Below are 24,667 nucleotides of genomic sequence, written 5' to 3'. Positions count from 1 at the left end.
GCCGGTAGCGGGATTCCGCTACCGGCCCTCCGGCCTTGCCCCCGGGTCCAACTGCCGTGGCGTCAGTTCGCCTTGGCCGGGCCCGAGGTGTCGATGGCCAGGGAGATGGCGAGCGCGCCCAGCACCGTGCCCATCGCGTAGCGCTGCACCTTGAGCCAGGACGGGCGGCGTGCGAGGAAGACGGCGATGGCGCCGGCCGCCAGGACGATGGCGAGGTTGACCGCGACGCTGACCACGATCTGGATCGAGCCGAGGAGGAGGCCCTGCAGGAGGACGTGGCCCTTGTCCAGGTCGATGAACTGAGGGATGAGCGAGAGGTACATGATGGCGATCTTCGGGTTGAGCAGGTTCGTCATCAAACCCATGGTGAACAGCTTGCGCGGTGAGTCGTGCGGCACGTCCTGCGGGGCGAAGACGGAGACGCCGCCCGGCTTCAGAGCGTTCCAGGCCAGGTAGGCGAGGTAGGCGGCGCCCGCGAGCTTCACCGCGAAGTACAACTCGGGCACGGCGAGGAAGACGACCGACAGACCCAGGTTCGCGGCGAGCAGGTACACCATGAACCCGATGGCGACGCCGCCGAGCGAGACGATGCCGGCGCGCCTGCCCTGGGTGATGCTGCGGGAGACGAGATAGATCATGTTCGGGCCTGGGGTGAGCACCATGCCGAGGGCCACCATCACCACGCCGAGGATCCCGCTCAGTTCAACCATGAAAACCCCTCAATTCTTCGGTGCGTTGTGCCGTCGTCCCCCGGGACCCGCTTCGTCGGCGTGGCCGTCGCGCAGGACCTCGGCGAGGTCGTGCGCGATGTCGTGGAGGAGGTGACGGGTGAAAAAGTCGACGGTGAGCCGCGGATCGGCCAGGCGTGGATCGTCGCGGTCCCAGTCGTCGGCGGTGAGCGTGGCCAGGCGGCGGGCCAGGGCCTCGGCGGCACACCCCAGCTCCTGAGCCACCTGCCGCGGCTCCTCGTCCCGGTAGCGCGGGCCGCCGTCCGAGCGGTCCGCCGCTGCCCCGGACTCCTCCCCGGTCCGTGATATCGGTGCAATCGATGGTTGCCCGAGGATTGCATCGAGCCGAGTGTGGAACAGCAGGCACATGTCCCGGACGTGGCAGCCCCGTTCCAGGGGCGACCAGGCGGGCAGGCCCGCGCGCCGACTGCCGAGGCCCAGGTCGCGCAGGCACCGCTGCCAGCCGGCCGCGTACTGCCTGAGCACGTCGGCGATCGCATCCTGCCTGATCGGGGCGGATGTGAAGCCGCAGTGGCGACAGTCGGGCGCGGGCGGGGAAGCCCGGCCGAGCGGTGACCGGGATCGCGTGGTCGTGTTCACTGCGCCCTGGACCCCTTCCGTCCCGCGGACCCGTCTGATCGGGGCATTGATCGGACTGTATTGGACGACAATACCCCGAGGCAATACGAGCATTGCCCTCCGTGCAATATTGTGGTTGGATGGATGTCCTCACGAGAAGACCGACTGGACGATGAGGGAGCGCCGTGAAGGACTACCGGAGCGTCGCCGACGTGGTGGCCGGGGAGATCGGAACCGGCACCCTCCGGCCCGGTGACCGGCTCCCCCCGCAGCGCGAGTTCGCACGGCAGCACGGCATCGCCAACTCCACCGCCACGCGCGTGTACCAGGAACTGGCCCGCCGGGGCCTGACGGTGGGCGAGGTGGGCCGTGGCACCTTCGTGCGCGCGGTGTCCGCCGGATCCGTGTCCGCCGGCCCCGCGCTCACCGAACCCGCCGACAGCCGTCGCGTCGACCTGGAGCTCAACTATCCGGTCGTACCCGAGCAGAACGCTCTTCTCGCCGAAGCGCTCGGCGGGCTGCTGCGGCCCGACGCCCTCGGGAACGCCCTGCGGCCGGTCGGCACGTCGGGCTTCCCTGCCGTACAGGAGTCCGCCGCCGACATGCTCGGCCGCGGCGGCTGGCGCCCGGACCCGGCGCGGATCCACTTCGCGGGCAACGGGCGGCAGGCGATCTCGGCCGTCGTCACCGCCCTGGTGCCGCCGGGTGCCCGACTCGGCGTCGAGGAGCTGACCTACCCCGTCATCAAGGCCGTCGCCGCCCGTCTCGGCATCACCCTCGTCCCGCTGGCCATGGACGGTGCCGGGCTCGTTCCGGAGGCGGTCGAGGAGGCCCACGCCGCGGCCCCACTGCACGCCGTCTACGTACAGCCGAGGCTGCACAATCCGCTCTCGGTCACCATGCCTGCCCGGCGCATCGAGCGGCTGGCCGACGTACTGCTCAAGCTGGGCATCCCCGCGATCGAGGACGCCATCTGGGCCTTCCTCCACGACGAACTGCCGCCGCTGGCCGCGTACGCCCCCGAGCAGACCGTGCTGATCGACAGCCTGTCCAAGCGCATCGCCCCCGGCCTGACCCTCGGGTTCGCGGTGGCGCCCCCTGCGCTGGCGAGCGAGATCGTCTCCACCCTGCGATCGGGCGGCTGGACCCCCATGCGGTTCGCCCTGGACGCCGCCCACCGCTGGCAGCAGAACGGCACGGTGAAGGCGCTGGTGGAGGCCAAACAGCGGGAAGCGGTGGTACGGCAGGAGATCGCGGCCCGGCACCTCGCCGGATTCGCCGTGCAGAGCGATCCGGGCTCCTACCACTGCTGGTGGCAGCTGCCCCGCCCGTGGCGCGCGGACACCTTCGTCGCCGCCGCCGCGCGGCACGGCATCGGGGTGGTGCCCGCCGCCGCGTTCACCGTCGGCCGCAACCACGCCCCGAACGCCATCCGACTGGGCCTCGCCTCGCCGCAGCCGGACGTCCTCTCCCGGGCGCTCGGCACACTCGTCGAACTCGCCCGGTCCGCGCCGGAGGAGCTCGTCACCGACTGACGCCCGCCCGAGCGAACACCGCGGAGAAATCCGGCAGTCCGGGGAGGGCACCTCCGGGACCCGCCCATGAGTGCCACCGCACCCGCGCGGCCCGCGCCAGGAAGCCCCTGACCGGCGGGCACTCCTCGGCGAAGCCGGACCACCGCCCCGATACAGGTGAGCCCATGGCCGGTCAGGCCGGGCGACGCGCGGTTGCCCCGACACAGCGGCGCAACAGGCTATGGCTGCCCTACGCGTCCACGGCGTAGCGGCCCCCTACGGTGCGGATCGACCCTTCGCAGGGCCACCCGACGACCAAGACACCGGACTGATCGATGGACATACCACGTCCCCTTCCACCGGTCGGTGCACATTGAAATTTTTCGCTCGGAAGGGACAGTTGCCATGTCATTCCCGGGGGAACATTCTAGTTCACCGAAAGAATTTCGGAAAGCTTCCACAGCGCGATACGGGAAATCCGCGCTGGCGAAATTCTGCCTCGGTGGCCGAACTCATCCCCAGGCCGAGTCGTCTCTCGTCAACGCAGTTGCCTCGATAAGGCCACCACGGATGTGCTCACATAGGGAAATCTTGGACATCTTCGATACCTCGCCAGTGTGAGTAGTTCCACGTTTAGCAATATTTCGACGAGCAGATGGGGATGATCATTCGCGGCCCTCAACCGGGTGGAACACCCGGTTGAGGCCTGCTCGACCGCACTGCCCGACTACGTGATCAATCTTTCCGGTGGAGGGTGGGGGCCGCGAGGGCAAGGGGTCGTCGGGATCACGCAGCGCAGCAACACGAGGGGGGAACATATGTGCCAGAAAAAGGACATCAAGGAAAATAGAAACGACGGATCCTCGCACGAGATGCACCTCTGCACGCAGGGGTTGGAGCGTTATCGCGAAGCCCTCAATGACGGGACGATATGGGGAGAGATACCCGAGTGCCTCGTCGCTCATGGACTGTTACGTCCGATGCCGGGCATCGCCGGGTTCTTCGTACCCATCCCGCCGAAGGTGGCTGAGGCGGAACTCTCCCGCTCCGTAATACGAAAGATCGAACAACACGAGAAGAGTCTCGCGGCACTGCGCTCTTCCTTTGTGGCCGCGGAGACGCTTTACCGCAAGGCTCAGCACGACACGGGCGTCCCGATCGAGTCCCTGAAGGGAGCGGACGTGATCAGTCAGTCACTGCAGCTGGCCGTCGAAGCCTGCAAGGAGGAACTGCTCACGGCACAGCCGGGCGGCGGCCGCTCCCCGGCCCTCCTCGCCGAGGCTCTCCCCCGCGACCTCGCGCTCGCAGGCCGTGGCATCAGCCAGCGCACGCTCTACCAGCACAGCGTGCGTTCTCACCAGCCGACCCTCGCCTACGTGGAGCGCGTGACGGCCGAAGGCGCCCAGGTCCGCACCCTCGACGAGATCTTCGAACGCGTCATCATCTGCGACCGCGCGGTCGCCTTCATCCCCGGCATCCCGGAACGCAGGACTGCGGCACTAGCCGTACGGCACCCCGGCGCCATCACCTTCCTCGTCAAGATCTTCGAGCACATGTGGGAACGCGCCAGGCCGGTGTCCATCGTCCCCGAGCAGCACCGACCGGATCTGCTGATCGACTCGGTCCGCTCCGCCATGCTCCGCATGGTCGTCACCGGGCACACCGACGAAACGATCGCCACCCGCCTGGGCATGAGTTCGCGCACTGTCTCCGCCCACATCAAAAAGGTCGCCGATGTCCTGGGCAGCCGTAGCCGAGCCGAACTCGGCTATCTCATCTCCCAGCGTCGCCTTCTCGAACAGGAGGAGTTGGTCGGTTCCTGAGCAGGGACAGCACTCCTTGCCATCAGGACAGCGGAACGCGTGTGAACCGCCCGGCCACTCGCAAGTCCGCCTCGACGCGGGCGGCCATCGCTCCCGGCCGTCGTCACGCCGAATACCACGACACTTCAGCAGCGCAATCGTCGTTCACCACAAAGGACCAGGTCAGAGCACATCTGATCTGGTCTCAGGTAGAGCAGCCTTCGGAATTCGGAACCTCGGAGGCAGCCAAGTCGGGCTGTACACCGGCTACTCGGCCGCAAGCACGGCCGTTACGGCTCGCACGCACCTGCGCCACCAACTGCCTCGACCGATCCGCAGTTCCTTACGCAGCGACTCGGCCGAGACCGGACCCTGATGCCGATGCCAATGCCAATGCCAAGCGTCCACACGCCGGGCCCGCTCCAACAGCCCATCGCCCTGGGCGCTGTCACGGACACCATCGCTCTCATCGTCGCCCTGGTCGTCGCGCTCCGTCCCCGCCCGGGCACTCGGCCGGTGGGCCAGCAACTCCACCGACAGCAACAGCGCGACCGGCGGCCACGTCAGGGGGTGAGCTGCTGGTGCCCTATGACGGAGAGCAGTTCGAGTTTGCTGTGGCTCTCCGTGCCGGGGCGCGTGGTCAGTACCACCAGGGTCTGGGCGCGGTTCTCGGTGAACAGGACCTGGGCGTCGACGTCGATGGGGCCGAGTTCGGGATGGAGGATGGTCTTGCAGTCGTCGTAGCGTCGGGCGACCTCCTGAAGTTCCCACATGCGGACGAACTCGGGGCTGTGTTCCTGGAGTTCGGCGAGGATCCGGGCGGCTCGGGGGGTGTCGCTGCCGGCGGTCAGCGCTGCCCGCAGGCGGGCCGCCTGAGTGCGGCCGTGGCGTTCGCGGTTCTCCTCGGGAACCATCAGCCGTTCGGCCGGGTCCATGAACCAGCGGTAGTAGGCGCTACTGGCCAGACCGGTGTGGTGGGTCTGGTCGCCGAGCAGCGCGACGGCCAGCGGGTTCATCGCGAGGGTGTCGACCAGGTCGGTCTGCACCAGGGCCGGGGAGTCGTCCAGGCGGTCCAGGACCCGCAGCAGTGTCGGGCTGACGTGTTCGGAGCGCTGGAAGCGGGCCGGGGCGTTGTGGCCGATGAGCACGAAGAGATGGTCGCGCTCGTCCAGGGTCAGCCGCAGCGCCCGGGCGAGCGCCGCGGTGATCTGGACGGAGGGCTGCGGAGCACGCTGCTGCTCCAGCCGGGCGTAGTAGTCGGTGGACATGCCGGCGAGCTGCGCGACCTCCTCGCGGCGCAGCCCCCGCGTACGCCGGCGCGCCCCCTCGACCAGCCCGACGTCGCGGGGGCGCAGCGTCTCACGCCGGTGGCGCAGGAATACCGCCAGTTCCTTCTTGTCCATCCCTCCATCCTCGCCGCATCCCGCCCGGCTATCCAGAGACCACCGATCCATGGCTGAGCCCGCCGCGACAGTCCCCCGTCGAGGACACCCGACGCTGGGGACCGCCCCCCGAGGCGGGTCCAGCTCGCGTGCCGTTGTTTCGCGTCGGGCCTGAGAGGCCCGTCAGCTGCCGCTGATCATGGCGAGAACGTCGTCGTAGGAGCCGTTGGCCACCGCGTCGCGGATGAACCTGGCGCGCTCGACGACCAGCTCCTTCGCGTCGGGCTTCTCGCGCAGCAGGTCGAGGGTCTCGGTGAGGAAGTCGTCCAGCGGCATGGACTCGTCGCTGTCCTGCTGGCCCAGCAGGGTCGTGCGCACGCCCGGCGGGACCACCTCGATCACCTGGACACCGGCGTCGGCAGCGGCGAGCTGGATGCGCAGGCTCTCGGAGAAGGAGTGCAGCGCGGCCTTGGTCGCACCGTAGGTCGGGGTGCTCTGGAACGGGACGAACGCCAGCGAAGAGGTGACGTTCATGACTACCGCGTCGTCCTTGCCCACCAGCAGCGGCAGGAAGGCGTACGTCATCCGGATCGTGCCGAGCAGGTTGACCGTGACGTGATCCTCGGCGACCTGGAGTCCGGCCGGGTCGAGGAGGTTCTCCAGCAGCATGATGCCGGCGTTGTTGACCAGAACGTTCAGCCCCGGGTGGCTCGCCGCCACGGTCTCACGGGCCCGGGCGATCGAGTCGGGGTCCGCGACGTCGAGGACGACTGCGTCGATGCCCGGGTGCTCGGCCGTGATCTCGTCGAGGAGTTCCTTGCGCCGGCCGGCGACGATCACCTTGTTGCCGGCCTCGTGCAGGCGCAGGGCCAGGCCGAGGCCGATACCCGAGGTGCCGCCGGTGATCAGGATCGTGTTGCCGGTCATCTTCATGGGGTCTTGCTCCTTCGGTACGGCGGGCCGGTGAGCGCCCGCAGCCCCGACCGTAGGGGCGTCCGCGCAGGGGCGGGAGAGGAAGGTTTATCCATGGATCGGCGGTCTCTGCCTGGTGGAGCCCTACTCCGAACTGAGCCCGTCCAGCAGGAGGTCACCGAGCTCGGAGAACGCGTCGCCGGCGGTCAGGCCGGTCCTCTCCAGGAGGGCCCCCGACTGAACCGCGTCGATGGTGACCGCCACGACCTGGGCGGCGAACTGCCCGTTGAGCGCGCGGAAAACGCCGGCCTGCACGCCGTCCTCGATCAGTTCGTGGACTCGGCGCGCCGCCGCGGCGGAGTTCGTACGGTAGATCTGCGCCGTCGGTTCGTAACCGACCATGTCGTCGTAGAAGGCGTGGGAATGCCGGCGCATGGCCGTGCCGACGCCGGTGAGGTAGACCCGGATCCGCTGCCTGGGGTCGGGCTCGGCCTGGACAGCCTGTTCGATCTCGGCTGTCGCATCCCGGAAGAAAGCACGGGTGACCGCCAGGACCAGCTGTTCCTTCGTGGAGGCGAGGCTGTACAGCGTCGCCTTGGAGCACCCCAGTCGCTGGGCGAGCTCATCCATGGTCACCGCGGTGAAGCCCTCGGTCAGGATGATCACCTCGGCCTGGCGCAGCAGTTCGTCCCGCCGGTGTGTGTCGACGACCCGCCTGCGCGCCGATCGGCGCGGGCGTCGGTCACGCGAGTCAGTTTGGGCCGTCACCGCAGCAGTCCCCCATGAGCTCCTCCGCCGGAAGCGGCGGGTGGTCGTCCGGGCCGGAAGGCCGACCCCTGCAAATGGGTACCAACGTACCGCCTGACGTACCCGCCCGGAGTGCCCCGTGAGTGACGCCGAACAGCCGAACAGCCGAACAGCCGAACAAGGGTCACCTGCTCGTCCGCCCGGTTCGTGATTACCGGTTACCGGATCGAGGATCCGATGGAGATGCCGCCGTCCACGTCCAGGACGATGCCGGTGATGTAGCCGGCGGCTTCACTGGCGAGAAAGGCCGCGGCTTCGGCGATGTCCTCGGGCCTGCCGGTGTGGCGCATCGGGACCTTGTTCGTGAGCTTGTCGCGTGCGGGGCCGTTCATGGAGGCCAGCATGGGTGTGTCGATGAGACCGGGGGCGATGGCGTTGGCGGTGATGCCGTGGCGGGCGCCCTCCAGCGCGAGGGTGCGGGTCATGCCGACGATGCCGGCCTTGGCCGCCACGTAGTTGGTCTGGCCGAAGTTCCCGCGCCATGACATGGAGGAGAAGCTGATGATGCGTCCGTAGCCCTGGCGTTTCATGGGGCCGAACGCGGCGCGGGCGCAGTGGAAGCCGCCGGTGAGGCTGACGTCGATGACCGCGTGCCAGTCGTCGTCGGTGATGTCCTCCACCCGGTTGTCGCGGATGACGCCGGCGTTGTTGACCAGTACGTCGAGGCGGCCGAGAGCGGCGGTGACATCGGTGATCCAGGCATCGACCTGGGCGGAGTCGGTCACGTCCACCACGTCGGTACGAAGTTTCGCGTCACGGGCGTCGGTATCGGTATCGGTAATGGTCCCGGCGGCGTCTGCGAGGGCCTCTTCGTTGACGTCGGCCAGCACGACCGTGGCGCCCTCGGCGGCGAACCGGGTCGCCATCGCGAGGCCGAGGCCCTGTGCGGCGCCGGTGATGGCGACGACGCGTCCGTGGTAGCGATTCACTCGTTGTCTGCTTTCGTGGCGGTGGTGGGGGGTGCGAGAAAGGCCCGCAGGGCATCGGCCACCGAGCTCGCCGACCAGTTGTCGGCGAAGGTGGCCAGTTCCTCGCGCAGGGCCTGCTCGGGGGCGACGCCGTCGATCCGGTGCAGCAGCGTCTTGAGCCGTTGCTGGGCGGGGCTGTTGCGGTCGGCCAGTTGACGGCAGATGCGGGTGGCGGTGGCGTCGAGGTCGGCCTCGGGCACGATCGCCCGGATCCAGCCGGTGTCGGCGAAGGCGGTCGCGGGCAGCAGTTCGCCGGTGAGCAGGAGCCAGCGCGACAGTCCGCGTCCGACCGCGCCGGGCAGCCGGACGCTTGACCCGCCGGCCGGTACGAGCCGCTGCTTGACGTGGCCGTCGCCGATGAGGGTGGTGTCGGCGGCGACGACGACATCGCAGGCCAGCGCGAGTTCGAGGCCCCCGGCGACGGCGTGTCCGTGCAGCACGGCGACCCAGGGTTTCGGGCTGGCCGCGATGCGGCTGAAGCAGGCCGATACGTCGGTCAGGAAGCCGACCGGGTTGTCGCCCTGCTCGTGCAGCTGAAGGAACTGGTGGAAGTCCCCGCCGGCGCAGAAGCTCGGTCCCCGGCCTGCCACGGCGATGACCGCGGTGCCGGGGTCGGCCTCGGCGCTGGTGATCTCCTTGTCCAGGGCTTCTACGAGGGAGATGTCCAGGGCGTTGCGCCGCTCGGGGCGGTTGAGCAGCAGCCACCGGACGGTGCCGCGTTGCTCTACGAGCAGAGGTTCCTCGACGAGCAGAGGTTCGGTGTCGGTCAACGTTGCTCCGGGGCGGCGAGTTCGGTTCGTCGGCGGCTGCGCAGCAGGTAGCGCTGGGTCTTGCCGCTGGGGGTCTTGGGCAGGGCGTCGATGAAGTGGATCGTGCGCGGGTAGGCGTGGGCGGCGTAGCGGGTCTTGACCAGCAGCTGGAGTTCGGCGGCCAGTTCCGGCGAGGCGTCGCCGCCGTCGCGCAGGACGACGTACGCCTCGATGACCTCGCCGCGGACGTCGTCGGGTGCGCCGATGACACTGCATTCGGCGACCGCGGAGTGCTGGGCGAGGACGCTCTCGATCTCGAACGGCCCGATCCGGTAGCCGGCCATGATGATGACGTCGTCGTCGCGGGAGGAGAAGAAGAAGTCCCCGTCGGCGTCGATGCGCCCGGCGTCGCCCGTGAGGTACCAGCGGCCGTCGGCGGTGAACTTGGCGTCGCTCTGCCCGGGGATCTGGTAGCCGCGGAAGGTCATCAGCGGGCTGGCGGCGACGTCGATCGCGACCCGGCCGAGCACACCTGGTTCGACGGGCTCGTCCTTCTCGTCGGCCAGGACGGTGAGGCGCCAGCCGGGCAGTGGCCGGCCCATCGATCCGGTCTTGAGGGGGCGGGCGAGTTCGGGATGGTGGTGGTTGGCCAACGGCATGCCGACCTCGGTCTGGCCGAAGTGATCGTGCACGGCCAGGCCGAGCGCCGAGTCGGCCCACTCGTTGACCTCGGGAGTCAGTGGCTCCCCCGCGCTGGACGCCCGTTCCAGGCACAGCCCCTGCGGCACCGACACCGACGAGGAGCGCAGTCCCCGGTACACGGTCGGGGCGGCGGTGAAGTCGGTGACCTCGTGGTCGACGAGGGTGCGCCAGGTCGTCTCGGCGGAGAACCCGCCGCCCAGCAGCAGGCTGGGAATACCGGCGGTCATCGGCGCGACGATGGCGGCGTACAGCCCGTAGGCCCAGCCGGGGTCGGCGGCGCACCAGTAGCCGCTGTCCCGGGTGACGCCGAGGCCGTACTCCAGGTAGACCTGCCATCCGGCGATGTAGGAGACGGGGTGGATGACGCCCTTGGGCTTGCCGGTGGTGCCGGAGGTGAACATGTGCACCAGCGGTCCGTCCCCGCTCGTGGTGACGGCGGGCACCGGCTGCGGCGACGCGGCCGCGACCAGGTCGGCCAGCGACACGTCACCGTGCCGCGCGCCGCTTCCGGTGACGACGAGGCGGCGCCGCGGGTCGTCCGGCATGTCGGGGCCCTGGTCGAGTTTGTGGCGCTGGTCCGGGTCGACGACCACCACGTGCGCGCCTGAACCTTCCAGGCGCAGGGCGATGGCCTGGGGTGCGAACGCGGTGAACAGTGGTACGTAGACCGCACCGAGCCGCCAGATCGCGAGGATGACGGTGACCAGGTCGGTGCTCTTGCCCATCAGGGTCGCCACCCTGTCCCCCGGACCGACACCGAGTCCTTGCAGCGCCCGCGCACAGCGGTGGGAGTCGGCGGCGAGCTCTCCGTAGGACAGCGTGGCAGGCTCGCCGGTGCCGTCGACGACGGTGAACGCGACGCGGTCGTCGGGATGCCGGTCGCACAGCAGCCCGGCCACGTCGACGGAAGGAGCCGCGAATGTCGCGGTCAGTTCGGCGACCCGGTCGGCGGCCCGGTCAGCGGCTCGGCCATCGGCCCGGACGGCGGTCCGGTCGGCGGCGCTCATCGCTCGTCCTTCCGGTCGATGACCGGCAGGACCAGACAGCTGGGGTGGCTCGGCCCGTGGTGGATGTGGTTGACCGCGGGGATCATCTGCTCCTCGCTCTCACGGGCGATGACACCGCCGGTGTTGGTGTTGCGGTCGTAGCGCGGGAAGTTGCTGCTGGCGACGTCCACGCGGATGCGGTGACCGGGAAGGAACACGTTCGAGGTGGCGGTCATGTCCACGGTGATCTCGTAGACCGTGCCGGGCTCCATCAGTTCTTCCGTGGCGAGGCCGCCTCGATAGCGGGCGCGCAGGATCCCGTCGCACAGGTTGATCGCCCTGCCGTCGGGGAAGACGTCGACGAGCTTGGCGGTGAAGTCGGTGTCCACCGCCGAGGAGGAGACGAACAGGGTCAGGCTGACCGGACCGGTGACCTCGACGGGCTTCTCCAGTACGGGACCGGCGAAGCACAGGACGTCCTCGCGGCCGGCGACGGTCCGCTGGTCGACCGGACCGCCGAACCCCGGCGTCATCGGCAGGCACGCCCCGCCGACCGTGGGGACCGGGCGGCGCGGGTCGTAGAGATAGGTGTCGTGCCCGGCGCCGGTCGGCGGCTCGGTCGTCAACACGCCGTCGCCGCCCGCTGTGTTGGCGTGACCGGCGCTGGTGAGGTGGAAGTCGGTCCACCTGGTGTCGGGCAGCGGCCAATCCTGCTCGTCGCGCCACTGGTCGATGCCCATCACGAAGATCTTCACGGGCGCCACGTCGTCCAGAGCACTGGTGTCGCCCCGCAGCCAGCGGTCGAAGAACCGCACATGCAGGCCGGTCAGACCCACCATCTGGGCACTGGCCGGCGGACCGAAGGAGCGGTCGGGATAGACGCCACTCGTGGAGACGTGATCCCACGGACCGATGACCAGCCGCTGCCCCTCGCGCGCCTGCGCACTGCCCGCCTGCCTGCGGGCAGTGGTGAAGGTACGCACGGTCTGCCCGATGTAGAGGTCGTACCAGCCGCCGATGTTGAGCGCCGGGATGGTCACGTTCTTGAGCTCGGGCGTGAGCTCCATGGCGTCCCAGTACCCGTCGTGGGAGGGGTGGGCCATCCAGTCGTCCCACCATTTCCCGTACGCCGCCAGGACCGGAACCCCGGCCGTCGGCAGCACCTCGTTGAGAGGCTCGGGGAACAGCGCCGCCTCACCGAGCTGCTGCAGCTGGGACACAGTGCCCTCGCCGGCCGCCAGGGAACGCTGCGCGTCAGCCGCGTACATCAGGGCGTTCCACCACGTGACCACGCTCAGTGACAGCGCACCGCCCGCGGAGTACCAGGGCGCCTCGTAGTTGTCGATCGATGTCAGGGCCGGCGCGATCGCTTTGAGGGCGGGGGCACCGGTCGCGGCGGTTTCCCACTGAACCATCCCCAGGTACGACGGCCCGTACATGCCCACCGTGCCGTCCGACCACGGCTGGTCGGCGATCCAGGCGACGGTGTCCTCGCCGTCGGCCCGGTCGGCCATATGGGGAACGAACTCGCCCTCCGAGCGGTGGGTGCCCCGGCAGTCCTGCACCACCACCGCGTATCCGGCCTCCACCAGAGCCAGGAGGTCGGGGATGGCCGACTGGCCGAAGCCCATCACGTCCTTGCCGTACGGCAGGCGCACGAGCAGCGTCGGAGCCTCCCCCTCGGCCGGATGCCACACGTTGGCGGCCAGGTCCACGCCGTCACGCGTCGGGACCTGAACATCTATGTCGTATACGTGCTGCATCGGCGCTCCTCATTGAGCTGGCGACGGCGACTCGGATGTTGGGTACGTTATGGAGAACAGAAGTACCCTGTCAATTACCGAGAGAGGAGCTGTTCTCACACCGTGATAGGTGACGTGCCTCGATCTCGACGTGGCCACTCGCCCTGCGGGAGTCCGTCGCAGTCTTCGCTTTCGGTCGGTCTCACAGTGCGCCGTTCAGCGCCCGTGCCTGCCTGCGCCAGAACTCCCGCGAGATTTCGGCCTTGGGAAGTACCAGGTCGAAGCCGTGGAAGGCGCCGGGGATGACGTCGAGTTCGCAGGGGACGCCGCTGTCACCGAGCCGACGCGCGTACTCGACGTCTTCGTCGTGGAAGAGGTCGAGGGTGCCGACGCCGATCCAGGCCGGCGGGAGACCGGTGAGATCCTCGCGGCGGGCAGCGGCCGCGTACGGGGAGACGTCCGGGCCCGCGACGGCGTCGCCGAGGTAGGACGACCAGCCGTACCGGTTGCTCTTGGGCGTCCAGACGCGGACCTTGAGGGTGTCCAGGTCGGTTCTCGTCGTCGTGCGGTCGTCCAGCATGGGGTAGAGGAGCAGTTGGAACACGGGCCGGATCTCGGCCCGGTCATGGGCGAGCAGCGCGAGGGCCGCGGCGATTCCGCCGCCTGCGCTGGCACCGCCGATCGCGATGCGGTCGATGTCGATGTGCAGGTCCCCCGCACGCTCGACCAGGCCACGCAGCCCCGCGTAGGCGTCCTCGACCGCGGCGGGCGCGGGATGGTCAGGGCCCAGTCGATAACGGACCGCGGCGACGGTGATGCCGAGTTCGCGGGCGAAGGCGATGTTCGTACGGTCGTCCTGCTCGGGAGCGCCGAAGATGAGCCCGCCTCCGTGCACCCAGAACAGCATCGGAGCCGCTGTCTTCAGGCCGGTCGGCTGGAAGACGCGAAGCGAGACGGAGGGTGCGTCCTTCGGTCCTGGCACGACGATCTCCTGGACCGTGACGTCCGGCCCTGGATCGGTGGAGCGCCACTTGACGCTCCGCACGAGGCGCGACGACAGACGTCCGTAGGACACGTTGGGGATGAAGCGACCTCGTCTGAGATCGGGGTGGAAGGTACTCATCGGGTCCTCGTTCTTTCCCCTCATCGAGTCATCGAGGGTGTGTGGAATCGTCTGGCCACCCGGCGGGCGGTCGGTCGGTGTCGAGAGTGTCGAGTGGGGGGACGGTGGTGAAGCCGGTGCGACGCCGACGACGGGAAGGCCGGCGCGCAACTGCGTGAGGCTCTCGCGGACCGGATCGGGCAGTGAGACGTCGGTATCACCCGCTGCCCGCATCTCGACGGACGTCCGCGGCGCGGCAGAAACCACATCCGCCATCAGAAGCGGAGCCGTGTCGCGTTCGGCGACGGTGTGCTCGGCGACGAGTTCGGTGAGCTGCCGCGTCACGCGCCGAACTCTGGCGTCGCCTTCCGACCGCGAGGCCGGCCCCGAACCTCCGGGCGACACAGCCACAACCCGTTCGCCGGCCGGTCTCCGCCCCACCGCAGCGAGCTCGGTCGCGCGGCGGTGCGTACGCGTAGCTGAAGCCGTCGTCGTGGTCAGCCGTCCCGGCCGTCGCCTGCGGGACCAGGACCGGTGTGCGGATGGCGTCTCAGTGGTCCTGGTCGGCGTCCATGAGTGCGAGGGCGTTGCGGATGCCCTGTTCGAGGAGTTGGTCGGCGAGTTGGCGGTCGGTCAGGGCGCGGGAGAGTTGCAGGGTCCCGGCCAGCATGCCGAGGAGGCCGAGTGCCTTCAGACGCGCCGAGGGTGGGTCGTGGGGTGCCAGGCGGGCGGCGAAGCCGTCGATGAGGACCAGTGCGCCGTCGGTGTAGGCCTGCCGGGTGGCGTCTGTGGAGCGTCCGATCTCGTCGAGCAGGGCGGCGTTGGGGCAGCCGTCGTCGATGTTGTCGCGCTGTTCGGGGGAGAAGTACCAGCGCACGATCTGTTCGAGGCCGGCGCGGCCGGGTGCCGCCTGCGCGACGATGTTGGCGTGCTGGGCGCGCATCTGGTCGGCGACCGCGGTGGTGACGAGGTCGTCCTTGGAGGGGAAGTAGGCGTAGAAGGTGCCGTTGGTCAGGCCGGCGTCCTTCATCAGGGTGGCGACTCCGGAGCCGTCGATGCCGTTGCGCTTGAGCCGGCGGCCGGCCGTCGCGATGATCCGCTGCCTTGTCTCCTGCTTGTGTTCCTTCGTGTACCGCACGATGTGTTCCTCCGTCGCGGCCGGGGCGTGCACCCCGGCTGCCGCTGGTCAGGTGTCGAAGACGAGCCGTCGTTTTCGGACGGGTTCGGGTATGCGCGAGGTGGGCGTCAGTGAGGTGGGCGTCAGTTCGGCATCCGGTTGAATCGGCGGACGATGCGGTCGAAGATCCGGGCCGGTAGGACGCGGTGGAAGACGCTGATGCCGGCGGCCGTCGTCCCGGCGGTGCGCCGCAGTTTCGGGTTCTTGTCGGTGGCCGCCGCGACGATCACCTTGGCCACGGTGGCGGGATCGTCGCCGCCGCTGAGGTTCTTCGCCAGCACCTCGTCGAAGTTGCGCCGTCCCGACGCGTACAGCGGCATGGGGGTGTCGCCCTGCACGCTGTGGTCCCCGAACGGGGTGTTGATCGGGCCGGGCTCGACGAGCAGGATCCGCACGCCGTGCTCGCGGACCTCGTGGTCCAGCGACCCGGAGTAGCCCTCGACCGCGTGCTTGGACGAGGTGTAGATGGCCATGAACGGGCTGGGGACGAACCCGCTGAGGGAGGAGACGTTGATGACGCGTCCGCTCCGCTGCGCGCGCATGTGCGGCAGAACCGCCTTGGTCATCCGCATGATGCCGTAGACGTTGACGTCGAAGACCTCCTGCGTCCGGGCGACGGAGAACTCCTCGCCGGCGCCGTTGGCGCCGACGCCGGCGTTGTTGACCAGGACGTCGATGCGCCCGAACCGGTCGATCACCTGCTTGACCACGGAGGCGACCGATTCGTCGCTGGTCACGTCGAGGTCGAGGTAGGTCACCCCGGCGGTCGCGGTGACGCGCGCGGTGTTGCGAGCGGTTCCGATCACCTCGAAGCCCGCCGCGACGAAGGCGCGGGCCGTCTCCTTGCCGACTCCCGATGAGGCACCTGTCACGAGCGCTACCTGCCGAGTTGTCGCCATCACGAGCTCCCTTGATTTTGGAATACGCCCGTATGCCTTACGGCCGTATGTCTTACGTTCGTACGACCATACGGCGGTCGTCGGTCGATGGCAAGTGGTCACTCGCTTGTCGATCTCGAAGGCCGGCATCATCCAGCCGGAGACACGCCGCCAGATCTCCTCCACACAGCGGTGGGTCTCTACTCAATCCCGGCTGAACGGTAAGCATCACGTGAAACTTGACATCTCAATCGTGCCTGTGTGATCGCCGAGCGGCTTAACTGCCGGTCATGCACCCCCCACGCACCACGTTCGTACGCCCACGTCCGGGCGTGAAACGCCCTCTCGTCCGACGCTCCCGCATCGCTGTGGCTCTCGGGGCCGCGCTCATCGCTCTCGGCGCATCGGTCCCGGCCCAGGCGGACCCCACGACCGACACCACCGCCACCGACCTCGCCCGGTACGTGAACCCCTTCGTCGGCACGAAGCCGGGCGGCACCGACTTCGGCACCGGCGGCGGCGCGGGCAACACCTTCCCGGGGGCCGTCGCCCCGTTCGGGATGGTCCAGTGGAGCCCGGACACCGACCGTTCCCAGCCGGGCGGCTACTACTACGACGACGACAAGATCCGCGGCTTCAGCATGACCCACCTGTCCGGCGCCGGGTGCTACGGCGCCCAGGACCTGCCCTTCATGCCGCACTCGGGCGAGGTCACCACCTCCCCCGCCACCGACCCCGACCACTACCTGGACGGCTTCTCCCACGACGACGAGAAGGCCTCGCCGGGCTACTACGGCGTCAAGCTCGCCTCCGGCACGAAGGTCGAACTGGCAGCCACACAGCGGTCGGGCGCCGGGCGCTTCACCTACCCGGAGGGCGACAGGACCGCCTCGCTTCTGGTGAACGTCTCCGGCTCGATCGGCGGCGCGAACGACGCGCAGGCCACCCTCAGCGAGGACCGCCGCACCATCAGCGGTTACGTGGCGAGCGGCAAGTTCTGCGGCGGCATCAACCGCTACCGCGTGTACTTCTCGGCCACCTTCGACCGCCCCTTCGCCTCCGTGGGCACCTGGCACAACGACGCCGTCACACCGGGCGACGAGAGCGTGCGGGGCACTTCGCGCGCGAAGGTCGACATGGATACGGGGGACAAGACGAACGCAGCCAACACAGCGGACACGGCGAACCCGGCGGTCAAGCCCGACGCGTCGGCCGACGACACAGGCGCCGAGGCCGGTGAGAAGGTCGAGCACAAGTCCGTCAGCGTCTCCGGCCCCGGCTCCGGCGCCTACGTCACCTTCGACACCGCCAAGGGCCGCTCGGTCGGCGTCAAGGTCGGTCTGTCGTACGTCAGTGTCGACGGCGCCGCCGCCAACACGAAGGCCGAACAGGGCTCCGCGGGCTTCGACGACGTGGCGGCACGCGCGCGTGCGGCGTGGAACGAGCGGCTGAACCAGATCCGCGTCGAGGGCGGCACCGATGCCCAGCGGACCACGTTCTACACCGCGCTGTACCACTCGCTGATCCAGCCGAACGTCTTCAGTGACGTCGACGGCCGGTACATCGGCTTCGACGGACGCACCCACGAGGCGGCCGAGGGGCATGCCCAGTACGCCAACCTCTCCGGCTGGGACATCTACCGCTCCGAGGTGCAGCTCCTGGCTCTGCTCGCGCCCGAGGAGGCCGGTGACATCGCGCAGTCGATGTACAACCAGGCCCACCAGTCGGGCGACGTGTGGGACCGCTGGTCGGTGAACAACGACTTCAACGGCGTCATGACGGGCGACCCGTACCACTCGATCCTGGCGAGCATGTACGCCTTCGGGGCCACCGGGTTCGACGCCGAGAACGCGCTCGCGTCCATGGTGAAGGGCGCGACGACCGTCCAGAATCCCAAGGCGCGTTATGTGGAGCGGTTCGGGCTCGACGACTACCAGAAGCTCGGTCACATCCCCGGCGACCCCTCCTCGACCCTGGAGTACACGACCGCCGACTTCGGCATCGCCGAGCTCGCCGGACGGCTCGGGGACACCTCCACACAGGCCGAGTTCATGTCCCGCGCGCAGTACTGGCAGAACCTGTTCAACACGGCGAACGACTCCCTCCAGCCGCGCAACCGGGACGGCTCCTTCGTGACGCCGTACGACCCGGCGGACGCCGGCTGGTGGATGGAGGGCAACGGCGCCCAGTACCAGTGGATGGTGCCGTACGACCTGGCGGGACTGTTCCGCGCGCTGGGCGGTGACCAGGCCGCGGTGAAGCGGCTGGACACGTACTTCACGAAGCTGAACGCCGGCCCCCACGAGCCGTACGCCTTCCTGGGCAACGAGCCGTCCCTGAACGCCCCGTACGCCTACTCCTACGCGGGCGCCCCGTACCGCACCCAGGACGTCGTGCGACGCGCCCTGAACACCCTCTACGGGCCCGGTCCCGACGGTCTGGTCGGCAACGACGACCTGGGCACGATGTCCGCCTGGTACGTGTGGGGCGCTCTCGGCATGTACCCGCAGGTGCCCGGCCGGGCCGAACTGGTCCTGGCCAGCCCGCTGTTCTCCAAGGTCACCATTCACCGGGGCAGCGGACAGACCATCACCGTGAACGCGCCGGGCGCCTCGGCGGACACGTACTACGTGCAGTCCCTCAAGGTGAACGGCCGGGCGAGCGACCGCGCCTGGCTGCCGGAGTCCGTCGTCGCCGACGGCGGCACCCTGGACTACACCCTGGGCACCGAGGCCAACACCTCCTGGGGCAGCGCGGCGGCCGACGCGCCGCCGTCCTTCCGCCGGGGCGAGCAGCCGTACTTCGCCGGCGTGGGCCCGGCACGCGTGCGCGTGCGGCCCGGTGACACCTCCGAGAAGGTGACCGTCACCGTGCGGTCGCTGCGCGACGAGGAGAGCACCCTGCACTGGACGGCCGCCCCGCCGGAGGGCCTGACGGTCACTCCCGGGGAGGGTGAGGTCACGGTGCCGGCGGCGGGCGGCGACGACGGCACCGCCACGTTCGCGGTCAAGGCCGCGGAAGGCGCCTCCGGCTTCTTCGCGGTGCCCCTGGCGCTGAAGGACGCCTCGGGCGCGACCGTCGCGAAGGCGTCCCTCGCCGTCACCGTCGCGCAGCGCGGGAGCGTGCGGTGGTACCTCGACAACAACGGGATCTCAGCCGACGACAGCGACCCGACCGGCGACTTCGACGGCGGCGGCGTCAGCTACTCGGCGAAGGCCCTGGCCGGCCAAGGGGTCACGCCCGGGTCCGAGGTGACCGGCGGGGGCTTCTCCTTCACCTGGCCGAAGGTGAACCCCGGGGAGCCGGACAACATCGTCGTCGGCGGCGGTGACCAGGTCCTGGACGTCTCCGGAAGCTCGGCCGGGGCCACGAAGCTCGCTCTTCTGGGCAGCGCGAGCAACGGTGCCGGCACCGGGACACTCACGCTGACGTACACCGACGGGAGCACCGAGAGGGCGAGCGTCGGGTTCAGTGACTGGACGCTCGGCGGGGGTGCGCAGAAGCCGTCCTACGGCAACACCGTGGCGCTTCGAAGTCCGTACCGGCTCTACTCCGGCGGTACGGATGACGTGGACACGTACGCCTTCGCCACCGCGCCGATCCCGTTGGCCGCGGGGAAGCAGCTGGCGAGTGTGACGTTGCCCGCGAGCACCAGTGGTGGACGGATGCACGTGTTCGGGCTGGCCACTGCCTGATCCCCGTACGGGGGCGCGGGTGGGCTGTGGCCGCCCGCGCCCCTCACCGGTGGTTCGTCGAACCCGCCGGTAGGCGGGGTCGACGGCTGAACCGGTCGCCTCGCGGCGTGCGCCGTGTCGCGGCCACGAGGTAAGCGACAGCGGCCGCGAGGACCAGCAGAGCGGTCCAGTCGTTCAGGCGCAGGCCGAGGATGTGGTGGGCCTCGTCCACCCGCAGGTACTCGATCCAGAAGCGGCCTGCGCAGTAGGCGGCGGCGTACAGCGCGAACGTCCGGCCCCGGTCGAGACGGAAACGGCGGTCCGCCCACACGACCAGGGCGACCACGCCGAGACACCACAACGACTCGTACAGGAACGCGGGGTGATACGTGGCCAGGTCCGCGGTGGCGTCGGGCCGGTGTGCGGGGTCGATCTCCAGGGCCCAGGGGAGGGTGCTGGCCCGCCCGTAGAGCTCCTGGTTGAACCAGTTGCCCCAGCGGCCTATGGCCTGGCCCAGCGCGATGCCGGGAGCGACGGCGTCGGCGAACGCGGACAGGGCAACGTCCTTGCGGCGGCAGCCGATCCAGGCTCCGACGGCCCCACCGGCGATGGCGCCCCAGATACCGATACCGCCGTCCCAGACGAAAAGGGCCTTGACCGGATCGCCGCCCTCGCCGAAGTACCGCTCGCCGGACGTGATCACGTGGTAGATGCGGGCACCGACGACACCGAACGGGACCGCCCACAGGGCGATGTCCGCCACGACGGTCCTGTCTCCGCCGCGTGCGGCCCAGCGACGGCCGCCCAGCCAGACGGCGGCGGCGATCCCGAGGATCAGCATCAGCGAATAGCCGCGCAATGGCAGCGGACCCAGGTGGACCTCGCCGATGGACGGGCTGGGAATGAAAGCCAGGGGCACTGGTGGTTCCTCACAAGGGACGGTGGAGCAGCTGGCCGTCGGCCGCGGGGCCTGATCGTCGCCGCCCGCGCCCCTCCCGCACATCGACCGATCGACGCGTCCTTCGTCCACCGATCGGTGGGCCGGCCCTCCACCGGCCGGCTGATCCTTCCGCTACGTGGCTGCATCTACGCTTCGGTCATGGCACAGCGACAGGCGTGGGCGCGGGAGCGGTGGAAGGCCGTCGGGCAGCACGCCTTCTTCACCGTCGTGCTCGCTCTGTCCGTGCTGGGTGCGCCGGCCTGGGCGAACATGACGACCGGTGCGGCACTCCTGCGGATCGGCCCGGCGGTGGGGCTCGCCCTTTGGTACGCGTACTGGATCGTGCTGCGCGGCGGTGCCGATCGCCCGCCACTGCCCTACCTTGTCGGGGCCTTGGCCGGGTGGGCGTTCATGGCCGTGGTGGACCCCGCGTTCCTCCCGGTCGCCGCGGCGGTGCTGAGCCCGTACTGGCTGCGGCGGGCCTGGTGGTCGGCCGGCGGGGTGCTGGTGCTGGGCACCGCCTGGTCGTGGCAGAGCGTCACCACGGACGGCTCCGTCGACGTGCGGACGCTCACGGGATGCGTGCTCGGCACCGCAGTGGCGGTCACCATCACCTGCTACGTAGCCACCCTCGACCATGAGAGTCACAAGCGGCAGCGGCTCCTGGACGAGCTCACCGCCACCCAGGCGGAACGAGCGGCGGCGGAACGCCAGGCGGGCACCTTGGCCGAACGCCAGCGCCTGGCCCGGGAGGTCCACGACACGCTGACTCAGGGCTTCGCGTCCATCGCCATGCTGCTGGACGCCGCACGCGACGACCTGCCACCCGGCTCTCCCGCGGCCCGCCGCGTCGAGCAGGCCATGCGCACGGCCCGGGACAACCTCGTGGAGAGCCGCCGCCTGGTGCACGCCCTCCGTCCGGCGCCACTGGACCGTACGCACCTGGCGGACGCGGCCCGCGAACTCACCGCCCGGCTCGCGGAGGAGACCGGCACCGAGGCCTACACGGTCGTGACCGGCCGACCGGTCGCCCTGCCGCCCGCCACCGAGGGCGAGTTGCTGCGTGTCGTGCAGGAGGCACTGACCAACGCCCGGCGGCACGCCCGCGCGACGAGTGTCTCGGTCACGCTCTCGTACCTCGGCGACGTCCTGGCGATCGACGTCCAGGACGACGGCACCGGTTTCGCACACGCGGCCCGGCAGGCGGGCGTCGGCCTGACCACCATGCGGGAGCGCATCGCCGCCGTGCACGGCACGTTCGCGGTGGAAAGCGCCCCGGGCGAGGGTACGACCGTCGCCGTCACCGTGCCGCTGCTGGCCGAGCCCGCGTTCTCCGAACCCTCGGCCGTGTCGGGCGCCGAACGGATGGCCCCGGCGTCATGAGAACTTCCACGTGAGAACTTCCCTATGAGAACTTCGACCGGTCCCACCATCCGGGTCCTCCTCGCCGACGACCACCCCGTGGTCCGCGAGGGGCTCGCCGCCATGCTGGCCACCCAGCCCGACCTCACAGTCGTCGGCGAAGCCGCCACCGGTACCGAGGCACTGCACCGGACCGCGTCACTCGCACCCGACGTCGTGCTGATGGACCTGCAGATGCCCGGCATGGACGGCATCGCCGCGACCGCCGCCATCCGCGCCGCCCACCCCGAGGTGCGGGTACTCGTCCTGACGACCTACGACACGGACGCCGACATCACCGCCGCCGTCGACGCGGGAGCGGTCGGCTACCTGCTCAAGGACACCGGCCGGCACGAGCTCTGCGAGGCCGTCCGCACCGCCGCCCGGGGAGGTTCCGCGCTCTCGCCCGGGGTGGCCGCCAAGGTCCTCGCCCATCTGCGCGGCGACCGCGGGGCCGGCTTGTCCGGCAGGGAACTCGAAGTCCTGTCCGCCGTGGCCCGGGGGCAGAGCAACAAGCAGATCGCCCGCGCCCTGCGCCTGTCCGAAGCCACGGTCAAGACCCATCTGCTGCACATCTACGCCAAACTCGGCGTCGGCGACCGGACCGCCGCTGTCACCGCCGCACTGGGCCGGGGAATCATCCGCATGGACTGAAGGCCTGCCGGAGTGTCGCGCAGCGGTACGGCAGCAGGTCACGCTCGGGGGCCGGCCGGGGGTGAGGTACGACCCGGCGGGGGCACCCTCGGTGTGGGCGCGTCACCGGTCAGCGGAGGGACGGAGAAGGCGACACGTTCTGCTCGGCGGCCCAGGAGGCGAGGATGCGCAACCGCTCGTGGGTGGGCGAACCGGGGGCGGCGGTCCAGACGGTCAGGTGCTGGTCGGGGTCGGTGTTGGCGGTGAGGGTGTCCCAGTCCAGGACGAGTTCGCCGACGACGGGATGGTTGAGGGTCTTGGTGCCCACGGTGCGGGCGGCCACCCGGTGGTCGCCCCACCAGCGGGCGAACTGCTTGTCCCGTGTGGACAGTTCACCGACCAGCTCGATCAGGCGGGGGTCCTCGGGGTACTTCGCGGCCTCCATCCGCAGCTGCGCCACGGCGATCTGCGCCGAGCGCTTCCAGTCGGCGTACAGGCCGCGCAGTGCCGGGTCGGTGAAGATGAGCCGCGGGTAGTTGCGGTGCTTCTCCGGAATGCGGGAGAAGTCGGTGACCAGGGCGGCCGCCAGCGCGTTCCACGCCAGAATGTCACCGCGCCGCCCCTGCACGATGGCCGGAGTGGCGGTGAGGTCGTCCAGCACCCGTTGCAGCTGGGGCTGTACCTTCTGCCTGCCGTGGCGCCGGGTGCGGATGGTGGTCTTGCCCGCGAGCTGGAACAGATAGCCCCGCTCGTCGTCGTCCAGGTGGAGGACGCGGGCGAGGACGTCCAGCACGGGCGCGGACGCCTGCATACGGCCCTGCTCAAGACGCGTGTAGTAGTCCGTGCTGATGGAGGCGAGCTGGGCGACCTCCTCACGGCGCAGCCCGGCCACCCGGCGGGGCCCGCCCGTCTCCGGCAGCCCGACCGTGCGCGGGCTCAGCTCGGAGCGGCGCTTCTTGAGGAATTCTCCCAGTTCGTTCAGGGTGACATTGCTGGTCATGCTTCCCAGCATTGCATCGATCGCGCCCGGCGAAAGGGGGAGAATTTCCTCCCTGGATATTCCTCTCCCCGGATGTATTCCTCCGCTTTTCGCGCCTGCCCTCGCGTGTGAGGCTCGATTCCGAGCAGCCGTCCCGGATTTCCGGCCGCGGTCCAGACCCTCGCACCGAAGGAAGCACCCCATCATGCGCGGAGCAGTCATTCACGCCCCCGGCGACGTGCGCTTCGAGGAGTTCGACGACCCGAAGACCAGCCGGCCGACCGACGCCGTCATCCGCACGGTCGCCACCTGCGTGTGCGGCTCGGACCTGTGGCCCTATCGGGTCGCGGAGCCGGTGGCCGAGCCCCTGCCCGACTGAATCCCTGGACGCCCCGTGATGCCGACCGCACTTCCCACCCTGGCGGCCCGTGGCGCCGTAGCCGCTGCCCTGCTGCTTGCCGTGACCGCCTGCACCGAAGATCCGCCGCCCTCCCCGTCCTCGTCCCGGCCGACGTCCTCGTCACCGAGCACGCCGGAGCGGACGACGACAGGTCCCGCACCCACCACACCGACCGGCAGGACAACCGCGATGAACATCCGGCTCACCCTCGACGGCCATCACGTCGACGCCACCCTGAACGACAGCGCCGCCGCCCGGGATTTCGCCGCCCAGCTCCCCCTCACCCTGAAGCTGACGGACTTCCATCAGAACGAGAAGATCGCCGACCTGCCTCGCCGGCTGTCCACCTCCGGTGCCCCGAACGGAGTCCATCCCCGTACCGGCGACCTCGCCTACTACGCACCCTGGGGCAACCTCGCCATCTACTACCGCGACGGTTCGCCCGGTACCGGCAACGACCTGATCATCCTGGGCCACCTGCCCGAAAGTGCCACCGAGCCGCTCGCCGACAACGACGAGGTCAGCGTCACCATCGAGGACGCCTCCTGACCTCCCCGGCAGCCAGGTGGCCGACCCGGACCACCAGACCCGTACCACGAGACAGCCCGCGAT

The 24,667-nt window shown here is 69.8% G+C and carries 20 protein-coding genes and 1 pseudogene; 7 read left to right on the top strand and 14 right to left on the bottom strand.

From position 1 onward, the window contains the following. Positions 1 to 62: 62 nt before the first annotated feature. Both AB0I18_RS34910 and AB0I18_RS34905 read right to left on the bottom strand, forming a co-directional pair. The gene (locus tag AB0I18_RS34910) at positions 63 to 710 is read right to left on the bottom strand and encodes a LysE family translocator (protein ID WP_363109692.1); all 648 of its coding nucleotides are present in this window, start codon (positions 708 to 710) and stop codon (positions 63 to 65) included. Positions 711 to 719: 9 nt separating this feature from the next. Beyond that, positions 720 to 1,214, bottom strand: a complete 495-nt coding sequence (locus AB0I18_RS34905; protein ID WP_363109691.1) for a hypothetical protein — start codon at positions 1,212 to 1,214, stop codon at positions 720 to 722. Positions 1,215 to 1,492: 278 nt separating this feature from the next. On the opposite strand from AB0I18_RS34905, the gene AB0I18_RS34900 reads away from it, so the two are divergent. Then, positions 1,493 to 2,842: a PLP-dependent aminotransferase family protein gene (locus AB0I18_RS34900; RefSeq protein WP_363109690.1), complete on the top strand. Its 1,350-nt coding sequence runs from the start codon at positions 1,493 to 1,495 to the stop codon at positions 2,840 to 2,842. Positions 2,843 to 3,801: 959 nt separating this feature from the next. Beyond that, positions 3,802 to 4,644, top strand: a complete 843-nt coding sequence (locus AB0I18_RS34895; RefSeq protein ID WP_363109689.1) for a LuxR C-terminal-related transcriptional regulator — start codon at positions 3,802 to 3,804, stop codon at positions 4,642 to 4,644. Between the two features lie 542 nt (positions 4,645 to 5,186). Here AB0I18_RS34895 and AB0I18_RS34890 read toward each other — a convergent pair. The 10 genes from AB0I18_RS34890 to AB0I18_RS34845 all read right to left on the bottom strand — a co-directional run bounded on the left by AB0I18_RS34890 (position 5,187) and on the right by AB0I18_RS34845 (position 16,049). Then, on the bottom strand, positions 5,187 to 6,026 hold the full coding sequence (locus AB0I18_RS34890) for a helix-turn-helix transcriptional regulator (RefSeq protein WP_363109688.1): 840 nt from the start codon (positions 6,024 to 6,026) through the stop codon (positions 5,187 to 5,189). A gap of 162 nt (positions 6,027 to 6,188) precedes the next feature. Then, on the bottom strand, positions 6,189 to 6,938 hold the full coding sequence (locus tag AB0I18_RS34885) for an SDR family NAD(P)-dependent oxidoreductase (protein WP_363109687.1): 750 nt from the start codon (positions 6,936 to 6,938) through the stop codon (positions 6,189 to 6,191). A 123-nt stretch (positions 6,939 to 7,061) separates the two neighbouring features. After that, positions 7,062 to 7,685 (bottom strand): TetR/AcrR family transcriptional regulator, encoded by a 624-nt coding sequence (locus AB0I18_RS34880; RefSeq protein WP_363109686.1) that lies wholly within the window; start codon positions 7,683 to 7,685, stop codon positions 7,062 to 7,064. Positions 7,686 to 7,882: 197 nt separating this feature from the next. Next, positions 7,883 to 8,653: an SDR family NAD(P)-dependent oxidoreductase gene (locus AB0I18_RS34875; protein WP_363109685.1), complete on the bottom strand. Its 771-nt coding sequence runs from the start codon at positions 8,651 to 8,653 to the stop codon at positions 7,883 to 7,885. Beyond that, positions 8,650 to 9,462: an enoyl-CoA hydratase/isomerase family protein gene (locus AB0I18_RS34870; protein ID WP_363109684.1), complete on the bottom strand. Its 813-nt coding sequence runs from the start codon at positions 9,460 to 9,462 to the stop codon at positions 8,650 to 8,652. The genes AB0I18_RS34875 and AB0I18_RS34870 overlap by 4 nt, the downstream gene beginning before the upstream one ends. Continuing rightward, positions 9,459 to 11,150, bottom strand: a complete 1,692-nt coding sequence (locus tag AB0I18_RS34865) for an AMP-binding protein (protein ID WP_363109683.1) — start codon at positions 11,148 to 11,150, stop codon at positions 9,459 to 9,461. Before AB0I18_RS34865 ends, AB0I18_RS34870 begins: the two co-directional genes overlap by 4 nt. Then, positions 11,147 to 12,892: a CocE/NonD family hydrolase gene (locus tag AB0I18_RS34860; RefSeq protein WP_363109682.1), complete on the bottom strand. Its 1,746-nt coding sequence runs from the start codon at positions 12,890 to 12,892 to the stop codon at positions 11,147 to 11,149. The genes AB0I18_RS34865 and AB0I18_RS34860 overlap by 4 nt, the downstream gene beginning before the upstream one ends. Positions 12,893 to 13,073: 181 nt before the next feature. After that, positions 13,074 to 14,318 carry an alpha/beta hydrolase gene (locus AB0I18_RS34855; RefSeq protein WP_363109681.1) on the bottom strand — a complete coding sequence of 415 codons (1,245 nt, stop codon included), beginning with the start codon at positions 14,316 to 14,318 and terminating at the stop codon, positions 13,074 to 13,076. A 205-nt stretch (positions 14,319 to 14,523) separates the two neighbouring features. Further along, complete coding sequence (locus AB0I18_RS34850) at positions 14,524 to 15,114, bottom strand: TetR/AcrR family transcriptional regulator (protein WP_363109694.1); 591 nt, start codon at positions 15,112 to 15,114, stop codon at positions 14,524 to 14,526. Between the two features lie 119 nt (positions 15,115 to 15,233). After that, positions 15,234 to 16,049: an oxidoreductase gene (locus AB0I18_RS34845; RefSeq protein ID WP_363109680.1), complete on the bottom strand. Its 816-nt coding sequence runs from the start codon at positions 16,047 to 16,049 to the stop codon at positions 15,234 to 15,236. A gap of 269 nt (positions 16,050 to 16,318) precedes the next feature. Here AB0I18_RS34845 and AB0I18_RS34840 point away from each other — a divergent pair, with 269 nt between their 5' ends. Beyond that, positions 16,319 to 19,723 (top strand): GH92 family glycosyl hydrolase, encoded by a 3,405-nt coding sequence (locus tag AB0I18_RS34840; RefSeq protein WP_363109679.1) that lies wholly within the window; start codon positions 16,319 to 16,321, stop codon positions 19,721 to 19,723. A 43-nt stretch (positions 19,724 to 19,766) separates the two neighbouring features. On the opposite strand, the gene lgt is transcribed toward AB0I18_RS34840, so the two are convergent. Then, complete coding sequence (gene lgt / locus AB0I18_RS34835) at positions 19,767 to 20,621, bottom strand: prolipoprotein diacylglyceryl transferase (RefSeq protein ID WP_363109678.1); 855 nt, start codon at positions 20,619 to 20,621, stop codon at positions 19,767 to 19,769. 180 nt (positions 20,622 to 20,801) lie between these two features. Here lgt and AB0I18_RS34830 point away from each other — a divergent pair, with 180 nt between their 5' ends. Next, on the top strand, positions 20,802 to 22,025 hold the full coding sequence (locus tag AB0I18_RS34830; protein ID WP_363109677.1) for a sensor histidine kinase: 1,224 nt from the start codon (positions 20,802 to 20,804) through the stop codon (positions 22,023 to 22,025). A 24-nt stretch (positions 22,026 to 22,049) separates the two neighbouring features. Then, complete coding sequence (locus AB0I18_RS34825; protein ID WP_363109676.1) at positions 22,050 to 22,697, top strand: response regulator transcription factor; 648 nt, start codon at positions 22,050 to 22,052, stop codon at positions 22,695 to 22,697. A gap of 109 nt (positions 22,698 to 22,806) precedes the next feature. On the opposite strand, the gene AB0I18_RS34820 is transcribed toward AB0I18_RS34825, so the two are convergent. Then, entirely contained in the window at positions 22,807 to 23,688 is an 882-nt protein-coding gene (locus AB0I18_RS34820; RefSeq protein WP_363109675.1) for a helix-turn-helix transcriptional regulator, read from the bottom strand. Positions 23,689 to 23,860: 172 nt separating this feature from the next. On the opposite strand from AB0I18_RS34820, the pseudogene AB0I18_RS34815 reads away from it, so the two are divergent. Both AB0I18_RS34815 and AB0I18_RS34810 read left to right on the top strand, forming a co-directional pair. Beyond that, positions 23,861 to 24,028: pseudogene (locus AB0I18_RS34815) on the top strand (IMP dehydrogenase); the annotation flags it as partial. A 24-nt stretch (positions 24,029 to 24,052) separates the two neighbouring features. Next, positions 24,053 to 24,604: a cyclophilin-like fold protein gene (locus AB0I18_RS34810; RefSeq protein WP_363109674.1), complete on the top strand. Its 552-nt coding sequence runs from the start codon at positions 24,053 to 24,055 to the stop codon at positions 24,602 to 24,604. The last annotated feature ends 63 nt before the right edge of the window (positions 24,605 to 24,667 follow it).

The organism is Streptomyces sp. NPDC050704 (genome assembly GCF_040654355.1).
Taxonomy (GTDB): domain Bacteria; phylum Actinomycetota; class Actinomycetes; order Streptomycetales; family Streptomycetaceae; genus Streptomyces.
Note: the sequence above shows the minus strand (reverse complement) of the source record. Positions and strands in the feature narration are given on the sequence as shown.

Coding starts and splice junctions, on each gene's coding strand:
- AB0I18_RS34910 (WP_363109692.1), bottom strand. CDS start 710: ATGGTTGAACTGAGCGGGATCCTCGGCGTGGTGATGGTGGCCCTCGGC.
- AB0I18_RS34895 (WP_363109689.1), top strand. CDS start 3,802: ATGCCGGGCATCGCCGGGTTCTTCGTACCCATCCCGCCGAAGGTGGCT.
- AB0I18_RS34890 (WP_363109688.1), bottom strand. CDS start 6,026: ATGGACAAGAAGGAACTGGCGGTATTCCTGCGCCACCGGCGTGAGACG.
- AB0I18_RS34885 (WP_363109687.1), bottom strand. CDS start 6,938: ATGAAGATGACCGGCAACACGATCCTGATCACCGGCGGCACCTCGGGT.
- AB0I18_RS34865 (WP_363109683.1), bottom strand. CDS start 11,150: ATGAGCGCCGCCGACCGGACCGCCGTCCGGGCCGATGGCCGAGCCGCT.
- AB0I18_RS34860 (WP_363109682.1), bottom strand. CDS start 12,892: ATGCAGCACGTATACGACATAGATGTTCAGGTCCCGACGCGTGACGGC.
- AB0I18_RS34845 (WP_363109680.1), bottom strand. CDS start 16,049: ATGGCGACAACTCGGCAGGTAGCGCTCGTGACAGGTGCCTCATCGGGA.
- AB0I18_RS34840 (WP_363109679.1), top strand. CDS start 16,319: ATGCACCCCCCACGCACCACGTTCGTACGCCCACGTCCGGGCGTGAAA.
- AB0I18_RS34830 (WP_363109677.1), top strand. CDS start 20,802: ATGGCACAGCGACAGGCGTGGGCGCGGGAGCGGTGGAAGGCCGTCGGG.
- AB0I18_RS34825 (WP_363109676.1), top strand. CDS start 22,050: ATGAGAACTTCGACCGGTCCCACCATCCGGGTCCTCCTCGCCGACGAC.
- AB0I18_RS34820 (WP_363109675.1), bottom strand. CDS start 23,688: ATGCTGGGAAGCATGACCAGCAATGTCACCCTGAACGAACTGGGAGAA.
- AB0I18_RS34810 (WP_363109674.1), top strand. CDS start 24,053: ATGCCGACCGCACTTCCCACCCTGGCGGCCCGTGGCGCCGTAGCCGCT.